The sequence below is a fragment of the Streptantibioticus parmotrematis genome, from assembly GCF_019890615.1.
Lineage (GTDB): Bacteria > Actinomycetota > Actinomycetes > Streptomycetales > Streptomycetaceae > Streptantibioticus_D > Streptantibioticus_D parmotrematis.
The window spans coordinates 252,139-274,293 of record NZ_JAINVZ010000004.1; the positions used below are offsets into that span (position 1 = coordinate 252,139).

A 22,155-nucleotide genomic window follows, 5' to 3' on the forward strand; every position below is an offset into this window, starting at 1 on the left:
TTGCGTGCATGGCCCAGCTCCGTGAACTCAAGAAGCAGCAGACCCGGCAGACGATCAGCCACGTCGCGACCGGGCTGTTTATCGAGCGAGGCTTCGAACGGACGACGATCGCCGACATCGCCCGGGCGGCCGGGGTGTCGAAGATGACCGTCACCAACTACTTCCCGCGCAAGGAGGACCTCTTCTTCGACGCGGCCGAGGAGCTGATCGAGGGCCCGGCCAGGACGGTTCGCGAACGGGCCGAGGGGGAGAGCGCCCTTGCCGCGCTCCGCCGCGCGTACCTGACCGCCGCCGAGCGGCACGACCCGCTGCTGGGGCGGTTCTCCCCCGGATTCGCCCGCCTGCTCCAGGACAGCCCGGCGCTGCGCGCACGGCTGCGGGAGATCTACGACCAGCAGGAACAGGCGCTCGCGGAGGCGCTCAGGGAGGCGGTCGGCGAGAAGGGAGGCCGTCTCGAGCCCGTGCTGGCGGCGGCCCAACTGGGCGGCGTGCAGCGGGTTTTGCTGGACGAGGCGCGGCAACGGGTGCTGCGCGGCGAGACGGAGGAGGAGTTCTTCGCCGGTCTGGCGCGGGCGGCACGTGAGGCGTTCGACCTGCTGGAGCCGGCCCTGGGCGACTACGCGGTCCGCTGACCGCCAGGACACGACCGGCCCGTCCCTCAACGCCACTGGCTACGCAGCCCCTTTCCGTTCTCCGGGTGTTCCGGGGCCGCGCCCTCGGTCGCCGCGTGACGGGACGACGGCACGGTGTCACGATGCCGCCGCGTCGCGCGCGTGACGGCGATCCCTTCCCCGCAATCCCCCGTTCACACCCACCCGACACATCGCCCGAAACGTTCACCCTCGGCAAGAACCCGAAACCGTTCGGTTGTCGCTTGATGCAAAGGGGCGCACTCTGTCGGACCCGGCCGATACATTCGACGGGTACGGCAAGGACGGAGAGGCAGGACCGACGAGCAGGGACGGACGGGCCAGGACGGACGGGCGGAGCCGGTGCGTGTGACGATGCGCACGGTTGCGCCGACCGGTATCGGGAACGGAAGCGGGGAGCCGAGAGAGGACGGCCGGATGGCAGCGCCCGCACCACCACGGTGGGACCGCAAGATGCAGCAGCGGCTCGCCCGCGGCGAGGAGGCCGCGCTCGGCGAGCTGTACGACCGCTTCGCGACGCTCGTCCACGGACTCGCCCACCGCGTCATGGGGGACGAGGAGGCGGCCGGCCTGATCACGCGTGAGGTCTTCGGCTACATCTGGGAGAACCCCGACGCGTACGACCCCAAGGACGGCAACATGCGTTCCTGGATCGCCACGCTCACCCAGCGCCAGGCGGTCGGCAAGCTGCGCAGTTGCGAGGCGGAGCGTGTGGCGTCCGGTGGCGAGCGGATATCCGAGCAGTTCGAGGAACGCGTCCGGGAGGCCAACACCGCGGCCCGCGCCGACTTCATCCGCGACTCCATGCCCGCCTCCATCCGCGCCGCGCTCGACCTGGCCTACCTCCAGCGGCGCGACTACCGGCAGGCCGCGCACGAACTCGGCCTCACCGAGGTGGAGGCCCGCCGCAGGATGCGGCTCGGCCTGCAGATGCTGTCCACCGCGATCCAGCACGAGCACCCCGGCGGTACCCGGTGACCGACTCCCACGGCCCCGACGATCCCCAGGACCCCCACGGCCCCGAGGGACCGGACGAACCCGACCGTCCCGGCGACCGGAACGACCCCGCGGGTCCGGCTGACGTCCCCCGCGGTGCCCACGAAAGCGGCTCCTACGAGGACGGCAGCGCGTACGGCAACGGCAGCGCGTACGGCGGCGGTTACGACGGTTCGGGGCCCTATGACGGCTCCGCCCCCTACGACGGCCCCCATGACGGCGGGGCGCGCCGGGAGGTCGGCGGCTCGACACGGCCCGTTCCGCCCGGCAGGCCGCTGCCGCGGGTGCCGCTGCCCCGGGGCGCCGCGGAGGACCGGCCGCTCGGGCCGGCACCGGTGCCCCCGGTGACGCCCGTGCCGTCGTACGACCACTCCACGCTCAAGTCGCTGCTCGGCGCCTGGGCGCTGGCGGCCTGCTCGCCCGAGGAGACGACCGCGGTCGAGGCGCACCTGACGGACTGCGCGTTGTGCGCGGACGAGGCGCTGCGGCTGCGCGACGCGGTCGAACTGCTGCGTCCCGAGGACCCGTTGGACCTCGATCCGCTGCTGCGCGCCCGGGTACTGGAGAACTGCCTGGGGCGTCGTCCGGCCCGCGTCCCCGTGCCCGAGTGGGCCGGTCCGTACGACGCGGAGACCGCGCGGCTCGACGCGCTCCTGCGCGATCTGGGCAGCGGCGACTGGAACGCCTCGGTGCGCCTGGAGTGGCACGACGGTTCGTGCGACGTCACGGTCGCCGAGGTGATCGGCCATCTCACCGCCGTCGACGGGCTCATAGCCGCAGCGCTCGGCATGAGCGAACCGCTGGGCACCGGCGCGCAGGACCCGATCGACCCGGCGGAACGCACCAAGGCGTACTGGCACCGCTTCGGCGACCGGTCGCCCGCCGAGGTCCACGACACCTGGCGCGAGCAGGGCCACGCGCTGCTGCGTACGGTGTCGTTCGCGGGCCGCGCGGCCGGTGGCCTCGACGTGCCCTACGGTCCCGCGCGGCTGCCGCTGCGGGACGCGCTCGTGGACCGGGCGATGGAGTGCTGGATCCACGCGGGCGACATCGCGGAGGCGGTCGCCTATCCCTACGGCCCGCCCGCGCCGCGCCATCTGCACCGCATGATCGACCTCGCGGCGCGCACCCTGCCCGGGGTCCTGGCGGGCCGCCGCAGGGCCGGGCTCGCGGTCTCGCCCACCCGGCTGGTCGCGGCGGGCGCGCCGGGCCGGTCGCTGCACCTGGAGGTCGAGGGCGCGGGCGGCGGCGACTGGTACATCCCGCTGGACTCCCCGGCGGCGGTGGGCACGGCGGCCGGGAGCGTGGCGCACGTCGCGCTGGACGGCGTGGAGTTCTGCCAGCTGACCGCGGGCCATCGCAGCCCGCAGGACCTGGCGGCGGGCCAGGAGGGCGACCGCGCCGTGATCAGCGACGTCCTGGCAGCGGCGGCGGGCATGTCCCGCATGTGACCGCGCCGGCGGCGCCCCGGCCCGGAAGCGGGCCTACGGGAAGACCACCGTCCGGCGCCCGTCGAGCAGCACCCGGTGCTCGCTGTGCCACTTGACCGCGCGGGCCAGCGCCTGGCACTCCACGTCGCGGCCGACGGCGACCAGTTGCTCGGGCGTCACGCCGTGGCCGACGCGCTCGACCTCCTGCTCGATGATCGGGCCCTCGTCGAGGTCCGCCGTGACGTAGTGCGCGGTCGCGCCGATGAGCTTGACGCCGCGCGCGTGCGCCTGGTGGTAGGGCTTGGCGCCCTTGAAGCTCGGCAGGAACGAGTGGTGGATGTTGATGATGCGACCGGACAGCCGCTTGCACAGGTCGTCGGAGAGCACCTGCATGTAGCGGGCGAGCACCACCAGGTCCACGCCCTCCTCCTCGACGATGCGCAGCAGCTGCCCCTCCGCCTCCGCCTTGGTCTCCTTCGTCACCGGGATGTGCCGGAACGGGACGCCGTAGGAGCCGGCGAGTTCGCGGAAGTCCTCGTGGTTGGAGACGACCGCGGCGATCTCGACCGGCAGCGCGTCGATGGAGGCGCGGAAGAGCAGGTCGTTGAGGCAGTGGCCGAACTTGCTGACCATGATCAGCACGCGCATCTTCTGGTCGGCCGGGTGGATGCTCCAGTCCATCTGGAAGCTGTCCGCGATCGCCGCGAAGCTGGCGCGCAGCTTGGCGGTGCCGGCGTCCGGGTCGGTGCCGACCTCGGCGGAGAAGTGGACGCGCATGAAGAACAGACCGGTGTCCTGGTCGCCGAACTGCTGGCTGTCCACGATGTTGCAGCCGGTCATGAACAGGTAGCTGGAGACGGCGTGCACGATGCCCTGCTTGTCGGGGCAGGACAGCGTCAGGACGTATTGCGCATCGGTCACCGCAACAGCCTCGCACATCCCCCCGTACGAGCCCCACCTCGTCCGGGTGCCGAGACCCGCCCCGGCGCCGCCCCGGACACCGGCGCGACGCGCCTCACGCCGACCGTGTGCAGCGCGCGCCTCACGCCGACCGTGTGCGGACCGCGCCTCACGCCGACCGTGTATAGATCGCCAGCACGTCCAGCGAGCGCGGCGGGGCGTCCACGTCGTCCTCGTCGTTGCCGGCCAGCATCACGTGCGCCTCGCGGGCCGCGCGGACCGCCTCCGGCCAGTCGGGGTGCTCCAGGTAGACGCGCACCGGCGCGTCCGCGCCGACGTCGTGCAGCACGCGCAGCACCCGCAGCACGGCGGCGTCCACCACCGCGGCCTCCGCATCGTCTCGGAAGACGGTCCCCACGTATTTCTCGGCCGACCAGTTGTCCAGCCAGGTGTCCTCGACCAGCCGGTAGACGGCGTCGGTCACGTCCCCGTAGCCGGGGCGGGCGGCCAGCCAGCAGTCCTGCTGGAAGACCGGGTCGCTGATCATGTGCAGCGCGGAGCGCACGTTGCTGCGCCAGCGCCACCAGGGCATGTCGTTGAGCGGCATACGCCCCATCGTGGAGGAGCGGGCGCCCCGGCGGGAAGACTTCTCCGAACTGTGCACGGTCATCGATCGTACGTACCGCTTCTACGACCCCGCCGCCCGGGACCTCGGGACGCGGCACGCGGCCACCCCCGCCGACCTCGTACGACACGCCCCGCACGGCCTGTTCACTCCTCCGTCACCCTTCGTTGCCGTTCGGTCACGCATACGTTGACCGCCACCGTGAACCGTAGGGGCCCATGAGGCGTTACGTACGGTTCGGTGCCGTGGGCGCGGTGGCGTCGTTGCTGCTGACGGCCTGCGGAGTCGTCCCCGGGCTCTCGGGGCAGTCGCACGATCCGATCGTCGTGATGACCTGGGCGCCGGAGAACACCAACTCCACGAACATGCCCGGCATGCCCGCCATGGCGCAGGCCTACGCGCGCATGGTCGACGCCCAGGGCGGCCTGAACGGGCGCCCGTTGAAGGTCCTCACCTGCGACGAGCACAACGACCTGATCCGCGCCGAGCAGTGCGCCCAGGACGCCGTCGACGCCAAGGCGGTCGCCGTCGTCGGTTCCTACAGCCAGTACGGCACCAGCTTCATGGGCGATCTGGAGGTCGCGGGCATCCCGTACCTCGGCGGGTACGGCGTCGCGCCGGAGGAGTTCACCAGCCCGCTGTCGTACCCCGTCAACGGCGGCGCCCCGGCGCTGCTCGCGGGCAACGGACGGCAGCTGGCCGGGGTGTGCCGGAACATCGCGCTGGTGCGTCCTGACACCGCGACCGGCGACCAGTACCCGGAGTTCCTCGACGCGGGGCTCGCCTCGCTCGGCCACAGGCCCGCACTGGACGTGCGAGCCCCGGAGACCGCGACCGACTACTCGGCGGCCGCGACCACCGCGATCGGCGACGACGCGCCGGGGCGCTGCGTGACGGCCGTGATGGGCGACAGCACCGGCACGTTCTTCGACTCCTTCCGGCGGCTGGGCGACGAGACCGGGGTGCGCACGGCGTCCGTGCTCGGCAGCGTCGAGCAGTCGCTGCTGGACAGCACCGGCGGCGCGGACAGCCCGCTGGAGGGCGCGTACGCGACGAGCTGGTACCCGCCCGCGAGCGATCCGGCGTGGAACGCGATGCGGGACGCCGTCAACCGCTACGCGTTCGGCGACACCCGCATCGACGTGGCCGACCCTGGCGCCGAGACCACCTGGATCGCGTACACGGTCCTCGCCACCGTCGTGCGCTCCCTGGGCCACGGCCAGGTCACCGCGCAGACCGTGCACGACGCTCTCGACCGCGCGCACGGCCTGTCCACCGGCGGACTGACCCCGCCGCTGGGCTGGCGCTACGCGGACCAGCTCGGCGTGCCCAACTATCCGCGCATGGTCAACCCGGACGTGACGTACCAGGTCGTGCGGGACGGGGAGTTGACGGGGTTCGGCAAGGGCGGCTTCGTCGACGTCCGGACCACCTTGGACCGGCCGGCGCCCGGCGGCGGCTCCTGAGGGAACGGCTCCTGAGCGAACAGCTCCCGAGGGAGCGGCTCTTGAGGGAGCGACCCCTGAGCGGGCGCCTCCGGGCCTCCCCCGGCGTGGGCTCCTTGACCGCTACAGCTGCGTGTACTGGCGCTGGGTGAGCCCGTAGCGCTGCGCGATCGGGTTCCACAGGTCCGCCGCGCGCTTCTTCGCGAGCGTCGCCTCACCGCTGGAGGCGTTGCCGCGCTGCGCCTCCACGGTGCTCTTGGCGTGGCCCTTCTGGCAGCCCTTCTTGCCCGCGACCTCGTCGGCCCAGGCGGCGTAGTGCTTGTCGGCCGCCGCCGACGCCTTCCACGCGATCGTCAGCTGGCTGACCAGCTCGGCGTGGTCGGGCAGTTGGCCGAGGTCCATGTGGGACAGCTTCGTCACCAGATCGTCGCGCTGACCGGCGGCGGTGCGCAGGTCGGAGGCCGAGGTGCCGAGGTTGGAGCAGGTCTTGATCGAGGCCACGGCGTTGATGACCGCGGTGCGGCTGCCGTCGCTGGTCTGGAGCAGGCCGTCGAGCTGCTTGGCCTGCGCCTGCGCGGCGTCGCTCCCGCCCGACGAGCCCGCACCGGCCGACGAGGTGGCGCCCGCCGGCTGCTGGTCCTTGCCGCTGCCGCCGCCGCTGAGCAGCGCGCCCGCGCCGACGCCCACGACCGCGAGCACCGCGACGCCCACGCCGACCAGCACGACCGGTGACGGCTTCTTGCGGCGCGGCCCGTCGTCGTACCGCCCTCCGTCGTATCCGCCGCCGTCGTAGCGGTTCGCACCCGGACCGCCGTCGTGCGGGCCGCCGTGGCCGGGCATCCTGTCGTACGCGGCAGGGGCCTGCGGGGCCTGCGGCGCGGGCTGCCGGGGCGGCTCGTCGTCGCGGCGGTAGAGGTAGTCGTAGTCGTCGTCCGGCGCGGCCTGGCCCTGCTCCTGCGCGCCGAAGCCCGCGCCGCCCTGGCCGTGGCCCTGGCCCTGGTGCGGCCCCTGGGGGCCCTGGTCCCAGGAGTCGGTGAAGCGCGGGAGCTGCTGGGTCGGCTCGACCGGGGCCGGTTCGTTCCCGTACGCGGGCGGCGGGTGCTCGTCCGGCGTTCCGGGGCGGATGGCGTAGGGAGCGGCGCCCGGCATCGGCGCCTCGACGGCGGCCGGGATGCGCGCTCCGGCGGGCGGCGGGCCCTGCGGCAGCGGCGGGACGGGCGCGGCGAAGCTCTGCTCGGGCGGCAGCGGCTGCCGCAGTTCCTCCGGCTGCGCGGGCAGCGCGGCGGACGGCTCGCGGTAGGGCGCCATCAGCTGCGTCTTGTCACCGTCACCGGCCACCCCGCCCGGGCCCAAGTGCGCGGGGCCGTCGAGGGGCGGCAACGGGTGCTGCGTGTACGGCGGGATGAGCTGGGTCTTCTCCGCGTCGCCCGAGCCGGGCCGCGGGCCGCCGCCGTAAGGGTCGCCGTACGCGGCATCGGGGGCCTGCTGGCCGGGGTGCTGGGGCTGGGCGGGGTGGCCGCCCTGCGGGAAGTGCTCGGGCTGTCCGGTGTACGGCGGCTGGCCGGTGTAGGACGGCTGGTCCGGGTGGCCCAGCTGGACGTAGCCCTGCGGTTCGCCGAAGCCGGGGGCCGCGGGCGGCACGGGAGACGTGGGGGCCGCGCCGAAGCCCTGCTGCTGCGGGGCGCCCGCGTGCGTGCCGGAGCCGTACGGCGTCAGCAGTCGCGTCGCCTCGGCGCCCTCGTCGGGCTGCGGCGGCGTGGGCTGCGGTTCGCCCCACGGCCGTCCGGCCGCGGGCTGCGCGCCAGGTGTGGCGGGTCGCGTCGCGTCGGCGCCGGGCTGGGCCCAGCGGTCCTCGGCGGGCGGCTGCCAGGGGTCGCCGTGCGCGGGGAACACCACGCCCTGCCGAACCTCCGAGGCCGCCGGCGGGCGCGGCTCGTCCGGGAGCGGCATCGGCCGGTAGGTGTTCTCCGACGCCTCGTCTCCCTGTCCGCTGTGCATCACCGGAACTCCTGCCTGCTGCGTGATCCCGGGGTCTCCCCCGGGGCCCCGACCGGACTTTCGGAACGTCGGCTCACGCTACCGGGTGAATTCCGGTCCCCACCACGCACCGGTGGCCAAGACCCGCGCCGGGCGGCCGGACCGTCGTTCGCAAAGACCGAACAGTCCGGGATATGCAACGCGTTATCGCAGGCCAGGACGGCTGTGTCGGTAGCGTAACGATTCCGTCCGGATCCGTGGCCGACCCGTCGCGCCCGTCACGTAACCTTTTCCGAACGCGATGTGACGGCGCGCGACGGCCGGTTCGCGGTGGCTGGTTCACGACGGAGGACGGTCCCCGGGCGGCCAGGTGCGGCCCGCCCGGGTCCCGTTCGCCGCCGGTTCGCGGCACGTCAGGCGGCCACCTCGCTCTCGTCCTGGAGGCGGGCGCCGAACTCCCGCACCACCGGCTCGTTCCTGAACGGCTCCAGCCGGCGCCGGAAGTCCTCCAGGTACTCGGCTCCGCGGTTCGAACGCAGGCCTCCCAGCAGGGCCGTTGCCTGCGCCGCGGTGTGGCAGGCCTGCTCGACCTCGCGGGCCTGCACCTGCGAACAGGCCAGCACCAGCAGCCCGATGGCCCGGCGCCGCACGCGGGTCGGCGGATGTCCCGCGAGCGCCTCCTCGGCCCGCTGCACCGCGGGCCCCGGCTGGTCGAGGTCGCGGTGGCAGTGCGCCAACTCGTCGGCCAGGTAAGCCTGGTCGAAGTGGGCGATCCACTCCGGGTCGTCCTGCGGCGTGGCGTGGCCGAACGCGTCGACCGCCCGCCCCGCCGCCACCGCGCACGCCCGCGCGTCCCCCAGCAGCGCGTGCCCCCTGGCCTCGGCCGCGTGGAACATCGCCTGCGCGGTCGGCGTGACGTGCCCGCGCGCCCCTTCCTGTGCGGCGCGGGCGAGTTGGGCGATCTCGCGCGGGTTGCCGAGGGTCGCCGCGAGGTGGCTCATCCCGGCCGCCAGCACGTAGCCGCCGTACGCCCGGTCCCCGGCGGCCTGCGCCATCCGCAGCGCCTGGATGTAGTAGCGCTGCGCCAGGCCGGGTTGGCCGGTGTCGACCGCCATGTACCCGGCGAGCTCCGTCAACCGCGCCACGGCGGCAAAGAGTTGACGGCCGGTCGCCTCCCGGTACGAACCGGCCAGCAGTCCCGACACCACACTGTTGAGGTAGTGCACCACGATCGGGCGAACGTGGCCGCTGCCGAAACGGTGGTCGAGATCCGTCAGCGCCCGGGTCGTCGCCCGCACCGCCTCCACGTCCGCCATGCCCACGCGCGGTCCGCCGCTGCGCGCCACCCCCGCGTCCGGGCCGGTGATCAGCCAGTCACGACTGGGCTCCACCAGCGCGGAGGAGGCGACGGTCGAACCGCTCAGGAAGTCCCGGCGGCCGACGTCGCTGCGCCACAGCTCGCACGCCTGCTCCACCGCGCCCAGCACGGTCGGCGCGAAGTGCAGGCCGACGCCGGACGCGAGGTTCTTGCCGTTCGCCATGCCGATCTCGTCGATCGTCACCGTGCGGCCGAGCTTGCGGCCCAGCGCCTCGGCGATGATGGCCGGAGCCCGGCCCCTCGGCTGTTGTCCTCGCAGCCAGCGGGCCACGGAGGTCTTGTCGTAACGCAGGTCGAGGCCGTGTTCCGCACCGCACATGTTGACCCTGCGGGCCAGTCCGGCGTTGGAGCAGCCTGCTTCCTGGATGAGCGCCTGGAGCCGTTCGTTCGGCTGGCGCGCCACGAGCGGTCGCGCGGCCATCGTCGTCCCCCTCACGTTGCGTACCTGTTCAGGTACCTCTTCCGGTGCTCACGACCGGTCGTTGACGTCCGTCGCTCACGTTCCGGCGGTCACGAAGCGTCCCTGACGGTCCCGTTGGTCACGGGCCGCCCCCTCCGGTCACGTGCGGTCCCCTTGGTCACGGGCGGTCCCGCTGGTCATGTCGGTCACGCCCTGACCCGCACGTTCCGGTCGGTGCGTGATCTCTGCCCCACCATGCCGGGAGAATATGCCGTTGATGTCGTGGTTTTTCCTCCCTTCTCACCGATTCTCATCACTTCGCGTTGTTTTGAGGCACGAGAGCTGCCGCAACGTGCCGAAGAGGACCTACCCAGCACGGGTGCCACAGCTCACCACGCGCCCCCGTACGTGCACCCGTGCGCCCCGCGTGCCGGACCGGCGGGGCCAATGAGGCCGCGAGGCCCCGTAACCCTTGCTGACAAGGGGAGTTGTGCAGCACGTGGAACACACCATCGGAGCCCCGGCCACCGCCACACGTCCTCCCGCGCGCCCCGCCGTGCGCCCCGGCGGCGACCCGGCGCCGTCCGCCGGTCTGCTGGAGACCGCCGTGCGGTACGCGCAGGAGCGGCACTGGGACGTCCTGCCCGGCACGTGGCTGGAGGACGTGGACGGCGGCCGCCGGTGCTCCTGCGGCGATCCGGCCTGCCCGGCGCCCGGGGCGCACCCGACGCGGCCCGACTGGCCCGGCCAGGCCACCGGGAGCGGCGCGGCGGTGCGGCGGATGTGGGCGCGGGAGCCGAGGGCGTCCATCCTGCTGCCGACCGGCCGCGTCTTCGACGCGATCGACGTGCCCGAGGTCGCCGGCTGCCTGGCGCTGGCCCGGATGGAACGGATGGACCTGCCGCTCGGCCCCGTCCTGTGCACGCCGACCCGGCGACTGGTCTTCCTCGTGCTGCCCGGCGCCACGGCCAAGGTGCCGGACCTGCTGCGCAGGCTGGGCTGGCCGCCCGCCTCCCTCGACCTGGTGGTCCGGGGCGACGGGGACTACGTGGCGGCGCCCCCGACCCGGATGAGCGGCACCGGTCACGTCCAGTGGGCCCGCCACCCCGGCGCCGTCAACCGCTGGCTCCCCGACGCGGAGGAACTGCTGAGCCCTCTGGCGTACGCGTGCGGGCGGGAGGCGGCGGCGCAGCGGGGTCGCTGAGGTCACCGGGTCTCTCGGCTTCGTAACGCAGGTCACCGGCGAGGGTGTCGATGTCGTCCAGGGCGGCGATGAGGCGGGCCGGGTCGGGGTGCAACGCGAACAGGCAGGCGCAGTGCGCCGGTTGGCCGTCGTCCCCGCGCAGGTACCAGGCGTACCGCAGGCAGGGCAGCAGCGCGCCGCCCGCGCGGTCGTCGGTGGTGTAGCGCAGGACGCGCAGCCCCTGCCCGAGGAACGGATTGCCGAACTCCTCGACCACGGGCGGCTCGACGGCGTACGGGTCGTCGGCACCGGTGAGGTGGCGCAGGATCTCGTGCCCGGGGTCCTCGGGTTCCGTGGTCAGGTCGCCGAGGTAGACGGGCAGAGGGTTGTCGCGGGGCCCCGGCAGGTGGAGGAGGACCTCGAACCCGGGGAAGGCGCCGGGGAAGTGGTGGGCGGCGTAGGCCAGGACGTCGGTGAGCCCGGTGACGTCGGCCGGGCCCGGGGTGAGCGGGCTGTCCTCCCAGATCGCGCGGGCGGCGGTCGCGGCCCAGGTGGCGGGGTCCGGGAACTCGCGCTCGAAGCCCGGCAGGGGCCACTCCGTGGGCAGCCCGACCCAGCGGGCGGGATCGCGGTGCGGAGTGGAGAGCCGGAGTCCGGACACGGTCACTCAGGCCACCTCGGCCTTCAGGGTCCAGCGGAACGTGGTCATCAACGCGTCGAACAACTCCACGACGGCACGTGTGAACTCACTGTCCGGGTCGCCGTTCCCCGCGGTGGCGAAGGTGACGGCGAGGTAGCGGTGGGGGTCGCGGGGGACGGGTAAGGCGTAGTCGACGTGGCGCGAGGCGAGCGGGACGTCGCGTTCGGGGGCGGCCGGGCGCACGTACTCACGCCGGACGGCGGGGAACCCGGCGATGTCGGTGAGGTCCCTGCGGCGCCCGGCGCACAGGGCGTCCAGCACGGCCCGCGGGGACATGGTCCCCGGCAGCACGACCTCGGACACCAGGAAGGAGGCGGCGAGGGCGGCACGGTAGCGCGGTTGGACGGGGAGATAGAGGTCGAGGCCGTTGGCCGCACGGGCGGCGGCGACCTGGGCGTTCAGGGCCTGACGAACGGCGAGACGGTAGGCGGTCGCGTGATCGCGGGGGATGTGCGGGGGGATGTGGCGCAGCCGCGCCAGCACGAGCTCCTCGACCGCGTCCCGGGTCCCCTCGCGCAACGGCACCCGGACCCACCCCGGCGGCAGCACGATCCGATACCCCCCGGCACCCGCCCCGACCCCCCGAACGACGCGCTCCGCGTTCCCGCCACCCCCGGAGGGTTCGCCTTCCGGGGGAGGCACCGACCGCTGCCGACACACGCTCTCCGGGGACTGCCCCTTCCCGGAAGGAATCTCCTTCTCCCTGTCTCCCGACATCCCGTCCCGTCCCATCCCGTCACCACTCATCCCGCACGTCACGCCCCCACCCCCGCGCCCACTCCCCGCCGCCGCAAAAGCCGCCGCTTGGCCACAGTGGCAACTACGGGGGGAATCCAGGGGATGAGGGCCGCGACGTACGTCGCCTTGGAACCGATGGTCAACAGAGTTCCCCCTGCCACGAGGCTGGTCATGAGGGCCCCTGACCACAGGTATCCGATGATTCCGCAATCCCATCCGGCACTACGCCTGAGAGAGTTCATGCCGATCCAGACAACCGTCTCGCCCAGTACAGCGAAAGCGAGGACAACGGCCACGTATTGCCCCCTGCTGATGAGCGACTTGGACAGCGGGGAGAGCAGAACGAGCGTGAAGTTGAGGAGCGCCCAGGCCAGTGACGGCACCATTGAGCCGTACCTGGCAATCCGTTCGCTTCTGCTGATCTCCGGGTCGTCATTCGGGTTGACGATGAAGGCCACTACGCCTCCTTTCTGAGTTGCACTTGCGCCGTGGAGGATCACCAGCCGGTACCCACAGTGCTCGTGAACTGGTCCTTGAAGTCGTCGTACGGGCCGAAGGAAGGCTTCATCGGAAGCGCGTCGCTGTGCCCCAAGGTCTTGTCGATCCCGTCCGATGCCATACCGACTCGCCAGCCGGCATTGAATGTTGATCGCCATCCCTCCATATGGGCGCTTGCCTTCTGGACCTCTGGGCTTTGGGCGTACTCCTCGCGCAGGCGCGTGATGTTCTTGCAGGCGCTCGCCGCCTCCCTGTCGCCGCCGAAGGCGAACGCCTCGCGTGGGGTCGCCTCGAGCAGCTCACGGGATCGTTCTGCCTGGCGGGCCGCGAGGCCCGCCTGCCGCGCTCGGGCCAGCGCCCCCGCCCGAACCCTCCGCGCCTCCGCCTTCGCCGCCCCCGAAGAACCGCGCCGGTTCGTGATCCGGTACGTCCGGTCCAACACCCCCCGCGACTCGTGCAGGCTCTCCGCCGCGGCCCGTTCCTCCGCCACCGCCTCCGCCGCGGCGCCCGTGGCCGTCTGGATGCCCTTGAGCATGCCGAAGGCGACCTTCCCCGTGCCCATCGTCAGGAAGCCGAGGGTGTCCATGCCGATGTCGAACCACGAGCCCTCGCCGACCGCCAGCGCCAGCACGTCCTTGGCCGCGAGCGCGAAGGTGATCCCCAGGGCCAGGTCGACGACCCAACCGGCGGGGGTCACGAAGAGCGCGACCACGCCGACCACCGTGACGACCCAGCTCGCGAGTTCGAAGAACTTCTGGCTCCACTCGTTGTCGAACACCGCGTCCGCCGCGTCCTCGAAGGACTCCCACGGGCTGTCCTTGATGACGTCCTTGCAGGCGCGTTTGATGCGGCCCGCGTAGTGGGACGCTCGTTCGTCGCGCAGGGCGGTCAGGCGGGTCAGGGCGTCTCGGTAGGGCTTCAACGCGTCGTCGTCCCCGGAACGGCGGGGAGCCGCCGTGTCCTGGGCCCGGCGCAGGATCGTGGCCGACTCGGACTGGAAGTCCTCCAACTCGTCCGCCCAGGACGCCAGATGGCCTTGGACGTGCTCGTAGCGTTCGGCCGTCTGCCGCAGGTGGCACTCCAGCTCGCGTGCCCCGCCGCGCAGCGCGTCCGCGTACTGACCCTTCAGGCCGTCCTCCGCACCGATCGCCTTCAGTTCGCGGGCCTGGTCGCGCAGCGTGGACGCCAGCCGCCGCATGTGGGTGACCTCGTCGCGCAGCGCCGCCGGGTCGCCGGGTACCGGGTCGCGTTCGGCGAGCGGGGTCCAGTCGTACGGGCGCCTGCCGCGCGCCCGCATCAGCGGTCGCCCTTCGCGCCGGAGGCCAGGCGCTCGTCCACCCGCCGGAACGTGGACCGCGTCTGCGACACCAAAGTGCCCACCGACTCGATGGAGCTCAGCAACTTCTTGCGGTAGTGGGACCAGTTGTCGAAGAACTCGTCCATCGCGTCCGTCATCGCCGAGTCGCCCAACTCGGCGTGCAGCGCATCGCGTTGACCGTCCAGCCGGGCGAACTCGCCGTGCAGGCGGGACAGTCGCCGCTCCGAATCCGCCAACACGCGGTCGTCAACCTGCAAGTCCGCCATACGAAAGGCCCCTGAAGCGCGATGTGACCGTTAGGAACCGGAGAGTCCGGCTACTGATCGTATGGGAGCAAAACGTACGACTCGGGGGCTCGGTCGGCGCAGAAACGTGCAGCCTCACGTATTGTGATCGGTTCGTTACCGCATGGCGGACTCCTGCGTCGGCCCGGCGTCCAGGAAGGCGGTCAGCGCCTGCTGCCACTCCTGCGGGCGGTCCCACGGCACCAGATGGCCCGCGTCGGATATTTCCGCGTACTCGCCGCGCGGCAGCACCCGGACCATCTCCTGGGCCTCGGCCCGGCCCAGCTCGCCGTCCACGCCCCGGACCACGAGGGCGGGGCAGCGGACCTGGGCCAACTCGTCCCAGTGCGCGTCGCTCACCCAGGCGTCGCGCGAGCTGAGCATGTGGTCGAACGAGAACTGCGGCCACCAGCCGCCGCCCCGCTCCTCCATGACCTCCGCGAAGAACGCGCCGCGCTCCGGGCGCGGACCTTCCAGCGTCGGGTCCTCCTCGGCGAACCACCTGCGCACGTCGGCGAGGGTCGCGAAGGGCAACGGCCACGACTTGAACCACTGCTCCCAGTCGCGCTGGCTCGACTCCCCCACCGCCGACGCCCGCATGTCACACACCACGAGGGCGCCGACGAGATCGGGACGGCGCGCCGCCGTCTGCCAGGCGGTGAGGGCACCCATCGAGTGACCGACGAGCACGACCGGCGCCAGGTCCAGCTGCTCGATGGCGGCCTCCACGTCGCGGACGTAGGCCTCGCGGTCGTACGCGGCGGTGTCTGGCTTGCCGGAACGGCCGTGGCCGCGCTGGTCCAGGGCTATCACCCGGTACCGGGGGGCGAGCGCGCGGGCGGTGGCCGCCCAGTGGGCGGCGCGGCCCATCAGCCCGTGCAGGAACAGGATCGACGGGCGGACCTGCTCGCTCACGTCGGCGCCCTCGCCCACGCCGACCCCCGCGCCTACGCCGACTCCCGCGCGCACGTCGACCCCCGCGCCGCCGGCGACTCCCCCGCCGTCCCTCGGCTCCGCACGCTCCTCGTCCGTGAAGTCCCAGGCGGCGAGTCGTACGCCGCCTGCTCCGGTCACCTCGACGCGACGCACCATGATCGGCACCCCCGGGTCACCCTCGCCCACTCCGTCCGGTCGGGTGACCGGACGCCTCCACGTTATCGAACTCACCTTCGAAAGAGGCCGTTCGGCAAGCAAGATCGCCCTTTCGAGTGACACCGCTCAAGTGTTGCCCCCCGTTGCCGAGGGGAGGACTTCCAGCGTGGAGGGGAACGTCCTCGACGGGCGAGGGGAAGGGCCCGGACAGCTCGGGGTTCCGGGTAGAACGCCCAGGGGACGATGGGCCCCGGCGCCTGATGGCGCCGGGGCCTTCAGCCTGCCCGACCTCCGCCGCACTCGCGATCACCCCTGTGATCGACGGGTGACGAGGCGTACGCGGTGGGTGATGAGCGGCGGCCCTGGCGGGCCGCACCCGCAAACGCGACGCGCCCGCCCCCGGCTCGGGCTCCGGCTCCGGCTCCGGCTCCGGCTCCGGCTCCGGCTCCGGCTCCGGCTCCGGCCACAACGACCGCCTAGCCACTGCCGCCCGCCTCACTGCCGACCGCCTCGCCACCGCCAACCCCTGGCCCGCCCGCCAGTCGCCGCGCCGCCGCCGACCGCCCGGCCCGCACGCCGCCCGCCCCGCCCTCGCCCCGCGAAACAGCCGCCGAAAAGCGACAAGCGCGCCCGCCACCGCGTTCCCGCGGCGCGGACGCGCCTGTCACCCATCTCAACCGTGCGAGGTGGCGCCGCGCTCCGCCCGGAGCGGCCCGATCGGGGCCGTCCCACAAGCGGAACGCGGCGAAGCCTCAGCTCTTCGCGACGAAGACGTGGCCCGCGACCTCCTGGGTCAGTTCGGCCGCCTCGCCGCCGCTGCCGACCAGGACGCCGCCCGCGGAACCCGTCACGCTCACCACGGCGCCCGGCTGCACACCGGCCCGCCGCAGCGTGTACATCAGCTGCGCGTCCATCTGGATGGGCTCGCCGATGCGGCGGATGACGACGTTCTTCGGGTCGGTGTCCGGCGCCATCTCGGCCAGGCTCAGCGTGCCCTCCTCCAGGAACGGGTCCGCCTCGCCCTTCTCCCCCAGCTCCGCCAGGCCCGGGATCGGGTTGCCGTACGGAGACTCGGTGGGGTGCCTGAGCAGTTCGAGGACGCGGCGCTCGACCGCCTCGCTCATCACGTGCTCCCAGCGGCAGGCCTCGGCGTGCACCTGCTCCCACTCCAGGCCGATCACGTCGACCAGGAGGCATTCGGCCAGCCGGTGCTTGCGCATGACGCGCGTCGCCAGCCGCCGTCCTTCCTCGGTCAGCTCCAGGTGGCGGTCGCCCGCGACCTGGACCAGGCCGTCCCGCTCCATCCGCGCCACCGTCTGGCTCACTGTGGGACCGCTCTGGTCCAGCCGTTCGGCGATGCGGGCGCGCATGGGGACCACACCCTCCTCCTCAAGCTCCAGGATGGTGCGGAGGTACATCTCGGTCGTGTCGATGAGGTGTCCCGACATACGTGCCCCTCAGTAACTCGTGCGGTGGCCCTGTAGCAATTCTGACGCATACCGCCGACAACCCGGGTCCCGTCGTGTTGACAGGCCCCGTCGGCAGGCTCCACGGTGATCGGCGACTACGAGCGGGAGGACGCCACATGACGGCCGGGGATCTTGCCGAACGGTACTTCGACGCGGCCATCGGCCTGCTGACCCGGGTACGGGACGAGGAGGCGGAGCACGTCGCGGAGGCCGGGCGGCTGATCGCCGAGGCCGTCGAGGCGGGCGGCCGCGTCTTCGCGTTCGGCGCGGGCCACTCCTCGCTGCCCGCGCAGGACGTCGTCTACCGCGCGGGCGGCCTGGCCCTGGTCAACCTGCTCTCGGTGCCCGGCACGGTCGGCGTCGACGTGATGCCCGCCGTCCTCGGCAGCGCGCTGGAACGGGTCGACGGGCTGGCCGGCGTGGTGCTCGACGCCAGCCCGGCCCGAGCGGGTGACGTTCTGATCATCATCTCGCTGTCGGGCCGCAACGCGCTGCCGGTGGAGATGGCCCTGAACGCGCGCGCCCTGGGCCTGAAGGTGATCGGGGTGACGTCGCTCGCGTACCCGCCGAGCACCAAGTCACGTCACGCTTCGGGGACGTATCTGAAGGACCACTGCGACGTGGTGCTCGACAGCAAGATCGCGGTGGGGGACGCGGAACTGGAGGCGGACGGCGTGCCCGCGCGCTTCGCGCCCGCGTCGACGGTGGTGACCTGCGCGCTGGTGCAGGCGGCGGTCGCCACGGCCGTGGGCACGCTGGCCGAGCACGGCGTCACCCCGCCGCTGCTGCGCTCGGGGAACGTGGACGGCGGCCACGACTGGAACGGCCGGGTGATGGACGAGTACCGCGACCGGATCTTCTACCGCCACTGACCCGCGCCCGCCGTCACCCCGACCCGCGCCACGACGCCACGACGCCATCGAATGCGCCGCCGCGACTGATCCGCGTGACGACAGCGTCGAACGCGGCGCCGCCGCCGACCCTCGCGGCTGCGGCCCGAACGCGACGCCGCCGCCCCCCTACTCCCCCGCCCGCAGGTCCAGCGCGGAAGCGACCCGTGCCGCCACGTCCTGCGCGTACGCGGCGTCCTCGCGGTCGAACGGGGGGCGCCCGGCGCCGCGCAGGAACGTCAGTACGCCCACCGTCCGCCCCCGGTTGCGCAGCACCGCGCACAGGCCCGCCACCGTGCCGTCCGGCCAGCGCAGCTCCTCCGCCCGGCGGGGCGAGAGGTCGGCGGCGCGCACCGGGCCGGTCCTGCTCACCGCCTGCAACGCCGGGTGCCCGTCCTCGTAGCGCGCCGGGATCCCGGCCGACGCGACCGGCAGGCAGGGCCCGGGTCCGCCCGGTGTCCCCGCGGCGCGCACCAGCCGGGGTGCGGCGGCCGTCTCCGCGTCGTCGTCGGGGGCGGTGTCCCGCGGGGCGAGCAGGTCGAGCAGGACGTGGTCGGCGAAGCCCGCGAGCGCGTAGTCGAGGTAGCCGGTGGCCGCCTCCATCGGGTCCTCGCACTCGGCCGCGGCGGCGGCCGCCCGGCGCAGCTGGGTGGTGCGGAAGCGCAGCCGGGACGCCTCGCCCGACGCCTTGCGGTCGTCGGTGACGTCCTGGAAGAGCCAGCCGACGCCGAGCGGCACGGGCTCCTCGCCGAGCGGCGAGCCGAGCCGGACGAACCCGACGCGCCAGCAGCGCCGCCGCCGCTCGGCGTCGCCGCGCAGCGTGACCCACAGGTCCAGCGGGGCCGGCGGGGTGCCCTCGGACAGCACGTGGTGCAGGGCGTTCTCCAGCTCGTCCACGCCCTGGTCGAGCAGTTCGCCGAGCGGGCGGCCGAGCAGCGACTCGCGGCCGGTGCGCAGCAGGCGGGCGGCGTGGTCGTTGACGACGGCGGGACGCAGGTCGGCGTCGATGAGCACGACGCCCCAGGACGCCTCCTGGAAGAGCGCGTCGCTGAGCGCGATCGAACGCTCCAGGTCGATCTGGGCGTGGACCTCGGAGAACGCGCAGTAGACGCCGACCGGCCGCCCGTCCGGTGCGTGCACGGCGGCGGTCTGGGCCCGTACCAGGACACGGTGGCCGTCCTTGGTGAGCAACGGGAACTCGTTGACCTGGCGTTCCTGGCGGCCCTGCCCGGTCATGACGCCCAGCAGCCGTCCCATCAGGTCCTCGGCGTCGGCGCTGCGCACCGCCCAGCCCGCGAGTCCCGGGCGGCCGATGGCGTCGTCCGGGGACCAGCCGAGCACCCGGGCGGCCTCGGCGTTCCAGTGGGTGACGACGCCGTCCGCGTCGAAGGCGCACAGGGCGGCGTCCATGCTGGCCAGCAGCGCGGCGAGGAGCCGCTCGTCGACCCCGGTCAGCGGCTGTGCGGGCTGCGCGTCGGAAGGCTGCACGTTTCCCCATTCAACCCCTCTGTGACGCAGCCCACATCAGGTTCCGGAAAATCGCTTGTTCTGGCGTGAAGTGGTTCTTAGGCTGGCGGTACACAGGAAGGGAGGTGGTCCGAAGAATGAGTGATTATCGGACGTGTGAGGTGGCTGCGGGCTGAGGCCCGTGCACCACGCCTGCGGCGCGTTGTTCGTACCGCAGCCTTAAACCAACGCAGTCACCCGACCCGTGGGCTCGCCGGATACGTCCGGCCGGTAGCCGGAAGATCTCTTCCGGTTGGCAGCCCACGGGTCGTCTGCGTTTTCGGGCGCCTACGTTCTGAAAAGTCCTCGTACGTATACGTGCGGAACTCGTACGTATACGTGCGGAAAACGCCCCGCCCCCGCCGCCCTCACGGGCACAATCGCGCCACCGTCCAGCCGCTTCCGGCCATCGCGCCGCGCGCCTCAGCGGTCCCGCCCGCCACCGCGGCCTCTCCCGCCGCCCCGGTGTCCTCCGACCGCTCGTAGACCAGCCGGTCGTGCAGCCGGTCGCCACGGCCCTGCCAGAACTCCACCGTCCGGGCCGCCACCCGGAAGCCGCCCCAGAACGGCGGCGCGGGCACCGTCTCGCCCTGCGGGTAGCGGTCGGCCAGGTCGGCGAAGCGGTGCTCCAGCTCCTCGCGCGAACCCACCCGCGACGACTGCTCGCTCGCCCACGCGCCGAGTTGCGAACCGTGCGGGCGGGTGCGGAAGTAGGCGACCGTCTCCTCGCGGCTGACGCGTTCGACCGGGCCGGAGACGATGACCTGCCGGGCGACGGCGTGCCAGGGGAAGAGCAGCGAGGCGTACGGGTTGGCGGCCAGGTCGCGGCCCTTGCGGGAGCCGTAGTTGGTGTAGAAGACGAAGCCGCGCTCGTCGTAGCTCTTCAGCAGCACCGTGCGCGAGCTGGGGCGGCCCTGGGCGTCGGCGGTGGAGACCACCATCGCGTTGGGCTCGGGCAGACCGCCGGTGGCGGCGTCGGCGAACCAGCGGGCGAACTGCTCGTACGGATCCGCCGCGAGGTCGGACTCGTGCAGACCGGCGGCGCGGTAGTGGGCGCGCATCGCGGAGGGATCGGGGTGGGGCACCCGTTCATCTTGCAGCACCCGGTGCCCGCCCCACACGCGGCACCGCGCCCGCGAAGACGTTCCTCCTGGTCGGGGCAGGGGCGGGACCGGAAGGTGGCACTGTGTGCCACGTCACGCTTCCCGTCATGTGCGGAAACCGCCAAACTTACGGGTTGGACCGCTGTGACAACCCGACATCCCGCGATGTCGCGTCGCTTCGCAACGACCGTCCGTCCGCGTCCGCAACGCCGGTGCAGACCAGGCCGCCACCGTCCCGTGCCTGATTACTCCCCGGCAGGGTGACCCACACCCGAGCGGGGCATGACCGGGGTGTCACCTGCCACCCGTCGCACACATCGTGAGGAGCCGCCTGATGTCCGACTTCGTTCCCGGGCTCGAGGGAGTCGTCGCGTTCGAAACGGAGATCGCCGAACCCGACAAGGAAGGCGGTTCGCTGCGGTACCGGGGCGTCGACATCGAGGACCTGGTCGGCCAGGTCTCGTTCGGCAACGTCTGGGGGCTGCTGGTCGACGGCCGGTTCAACCCGGGCCTGCCGCCCGCCGAGCCGTTCCCGATCCCGGTGCACTCCGGCGACATCCGGGTCGACGTGCAGTCGGCGCTGGCCATGCTGGCGCCGGTGTGGGGCCTGAAACCGCTGCTGGACATCGACGCCGAGCAGGCCCGCGACGACCTCGCCCGCGCGGCCGTGATGGCGCTGTCGTACGTGGCGCAGTCGGCGCGCGGGCAGGGCCTGCCGATGGTGCCGCAGAAGCAGATCGACAAGGCGGAGACCATCGTCGAGCGGTTCATGATCCGCTGGCGCGGCGAGCCGGACCCGAAGCACGTCAAGGCCGTCGACGCCTACTGGACGTCCGCCGCCGAGCACGGCATGAACGCCTCCACCTTCACCGCCCGCGTCATCGCCTCCACCGGCGCCGACGTGGCCGCCGCGCTGTCCGGCGCGGTCGGCGCGATGTCCGGCCCGCTGCACGGCGGCGCGCCCTCCCGTGTCCTCGGCATGATCGAGGAGATCGAGCGGACCGGCGACGCGACCGCGTACGTGAAGAAGACCCTCGACAAGGGCGAGCGCCTGATGGGCTTCGGCCACCGCGTCTACCGCGCCGAGGACCCGCGCGCCCGGGTGCTGCGCCGCACCGCCAAGGAGCTGGACGCGCCGCGCTACGAGGTCGCCGAGGCGCTGGAGAAGGCGGCGCTGGAAGAGCTGCACAGCCGCCGTCCGGACCGGGTGCTCGCCACCAACGTGGAGTTCTGGGCGGCGATCATGCTGGACTTCGCCGAGGTACCGGCGCACATGTTCACCTCGATGTTCACCTGCGCGCGCACCGCGGGCTGGTCGGCGCACATCCTGGAGCAGAAGCGCACCGGCCGTCTGGTGCGGCCGTCCGCCCGCTACATCGGCCCCGGCCCGCGCGACCCGCGCGACGTCGACGGCTACGGCGAGACGCACCACTGAGGCGTACGCGAACGACGGCCGCGGCCCGGCCTCCCCACGCGGGAGGACCGGGCCGCGGCCGTCTTCGGGCCGGCGCGAGCCCGCGAGCGGCGAACCTCGAGTCCGCGAACTCCGCGGTTCCTCGGGGCGCAGCCCGTC

20 protein-coding genes are annotated in these 22,155 nt (G+C 73.0%); 7 read left to right on the forward strand and 13 right to left on the reverse strand.

Features of this window, described 5'->3' with window-relative positions:
• The first annotated feature begins 8 nt into the window (after positions 1-8).
• The 3 genes from K7472_RS08445 (at position 9) to K7472_RS08455 (ending at position 3,097) form a co-directional block, all read left to right on the forward strand.
• Positions 9-632 (forward strand): TetR/AcrR family transcriptional regulator, encoded by a 624-nt coding sequence (locus tag K7472_RS08445; RefSeq protein WP_222975687.1) that lies wholly within the window; start codon positions 9-11, stop codon positions 630-632.
• A 435-nt stretch (positions 633-1,067) separates the two neighbouring features.
• Positions 1,068-1,628 carry a sigma factor gene (locus tag K7472_RS08450; RefSeq protein ID WP_222975689.1) on the forward strand — a complete coding sequence of 187 codons (561 nt, stop codon included), beginning with the start codon at positions 1,068-1,070 and terminating at the stop codon, positions 1,626-1,628.
• Entirely contained in the window at positions 1,625-3,097 is a 1,473-nt protein-coding gene (locus K7472_RS08455; RefSeq protein ID WP_222975691.1) for a maleylpyruvate isomerase family mycothiol-dependent enzyme, read from the forward strand. Before K7472_RS08450 ends, K7472_RS08455 begins: the two co-directional genes overlap by 4 nt.
• A 33-nt stretch (positions 3,098-3,130) precedes the next feature.
• On the opposite strand, the gene purU is transcribed toward K7472_RS08455, so the two are convergent.
• Both purU and K7472_RS08465 read right to left on the reverse strand, forming a co-directional pair.
• Entirely contained in the window at positions 3,131-4,015 is an 885-nt protein-coding gene (gene purU, locus K7472_RS08460) for a formyltetrahydrofolate deformylase (protein ID WP_222975693.1), read from the reverse strand.
• A gap of 130 nt (positions 4,016-4,145) precedes the next feature.
• Positions 4,146-4,646: an SCO4402 family protein gene (locus tag K7472_RS08465; protein WP_222975695.1), complete on the reverse strand. Its 501-nt coding sequence runs from the start codon at positions 4,644-4,646 to the stop codon at positions 4,146-4,148.
• A 173-nt stretch (positions 4,647-4,819) separates the two neighbouring features.
• Between K7472_RS08465 and K7472_RS08470 the strand changes: the two genes are divergently transcribed.
• Positions 4,820-6,067, forward strand: coding sequence for an ABC transporter substrate-binding protein (locus tag K7472_RS08470; RefSeq protein ID WP_222975697.1), 1,248 nt, complete (start codon positions 4,820-4,822; stop codon positions 6,065-6,067).
• A 102-nt stretch (positions 6,068-6,169) separates the two neighbouring features.
• Here the strand turns inward: K7472_RS08470 and K7472_RS08475 are convergent, their stop codons facing one another.
• On the reverse strand, positions 6,170-8,044 hold the full coding sequence (locus tag K7472_RS08475) for a hypothetical protein (protein ID WP_222975699.1): 1,875 nt from the start codon (positions 8,042-8,044) through the stop codon (positions 6,170-6,172).
• Positions 8,045-8,436: 392 nt separating this feature from the next.
• Positions 8,437-9,822, reverse strand: a complete 1,386-nt coding sequence (locus K7472_RS08480) for an NsdA family TPR-like regulatory protein (RefSeq protein WP_222975701.1) — start codon at positions 9,820-9,822, stop codon at positions 8,437-8,439.
• A gap of 535 nt (positions 9,823-10,357) precedes the next feature.
• Here K7472_RS08480 and K7472_RS08485 point away from each other — a divergent pair.
• Positions 10,358-11,005 (forward strand): bifunctional DNA primase/polymerase, encoded by a 648-nt coding sequence (locus tag K7472_RS08485; RefSeq protein WP_308013829.1) that lies wholly within the window; start codon positions 10,358-10,360, stop codon positions 11,003-11,005.
• Here K7472_RS08485 and K7472_RS33190 read toward each other — a convergent pair.
• The 7 genes from K7472_RS33190 to K7472_RS08520 form a co-directional block, all read right to left on the reverse strand.
• Positions 10,917-11,651, reverse strand: coding sequence for a hypothetical protein (locus tag K7472_RS33190; protein ID WP_222975703.1), 735 nt, complete (start codon positions 11,649-11,651; stop codon positions 10,917-10,919). The two genes, K7472_RS08485 and K7472_RS33190, sit on opposite strands and share 89 nt — an antisense overlap.
• Positions 11,652-12,233: a hypothetical protein gene (locus tag K7472_RS08495; RefSeq protein WP_222975705.1), complete on the reverse strand. Its 582-nt coding sequence runs from the start codon at positions 12,231-12,233 to the stop codon at positions 11,652-11,654.
• A 206-nt stretch (positions 12,234-12,439) separates the two neighbouring features.
• Complete coding sequence (locus K7472_RS08500) at positions 12,440-12,880, reverse strand: hypothetical protein (protein ID WP_222975707.1); 441 nt, start codon at positions 12,878-12,880, stop codon at positions 12,440-12,442.
• 38 nt (positions 12,881-12,918) lie between these two features.
• Positions 12,919-14,217, reverse strand: a complete 1,299-nt coding sequence (locus K7472_RS08505) for a hypothetical protein (RefSeq protein WP_222975709.1) — start codon at positions 14,215-14,217, stop codon at positions 12,919-12,921.
• Entirely contained in the window at positions 14,217-14,504 is a 288-nt protein-coding gene (locus K7472_RS08510) for a DUF6317 family protein (protein WP_222975711.1), read from the reverse strand. The genes K7472_RS08505 and K7472_RS08510 overlap by 1 nt, the downstream gene beginning before the upstream one ends.
• Positions 14,505-14,639: 135 nt before the next feature.
• On the reverse strand, positions 14,640-15,614 hold the full coding sequence (locus K7472_RS08515; protein ID WP_222975713.1) for an alpha/beta fold hydrolase: 975 nt from the start codon (positions 15,612-15,614) through the stop codon (positions 14,640-14,642).
• 752 nt (positions 15,615-16,366) lie between these two features.
• The gene (locus tag K7472_RS08520; protein WP_222975715.1) at positions 16,367-17,062 is read right to left on the reverse strand and encodes an iron-dependent transcriptional repressor DtxR; all 696 of its coding nucleotides are present in this window, start codon (positions 17,060-17,062) and stop codon (positions 16,367-16,369) included.
• A 137-nt stretch (positions 17,063-17,199) separates the two neighbouring features.
• Between K7472_RS08520 and K7472_RS08525 the strand changes: the two genes are divergently transcribed.
• Complete coding sequence (locus tag K7472_RS08525; RefSeq protein WP_222975717.1) at positions 17,200-17,955, forward strand: SIS domain-containing protein; 756 nt, start codon at positions 17,200-17,202, stop codon at positions 17,953-17,955.
• A 147-nt stretch (positions 17,956-18,102) separates the two neighbouring features.
• On the opposite strand, the gene K7472_RS08530 is transcribed toward K7472_RS08525, so the two are convergent.
• Both K7472_RS08530 and pdxH read right to left on the reverse strand, forming a co-directional pair.
• Positions 18,103-19,461 (reverse strand): PAS domain-containing protein, encoded by a 1,359-nt coding sequence (locus tag K7472_RS08530; RefSeq protein WP_222975719.1) that lies wholly within the window; start codon positions 19,459-19,461, stop codon positions 18,103-18,105.
• Between the two features lie 386 nt (positions 19,462-19,847).
• Complete coding sequence (gene pdxH / locus K7472_RS08535) at positions 19,848-20,540, reverse strand: pyridoxamine 5'-phosphate oxidase (protein WP_222976120.1); 693 nt, start codon at positions 20,538-20,540, stop codon at positions 19,848-19,850.
• 376 nt (positions 20,541-20,916) lie between these two features.
• Here pdxH and K7472_RS08540 point away from each other — a divergent pair, with 376 nt between their 5' ends.
• A complete protein-coding gene (locus tag K7472_RS08540) occupies positions 20,917-22,017 on the forward strand; it encodes a citrate synthase 2 (protein ID WP_222975721.1) in 1,101 nt (366 codons plus the stop codon).
• Positions 22,018-22,155 lie beyond the last annotated feature (138 nt).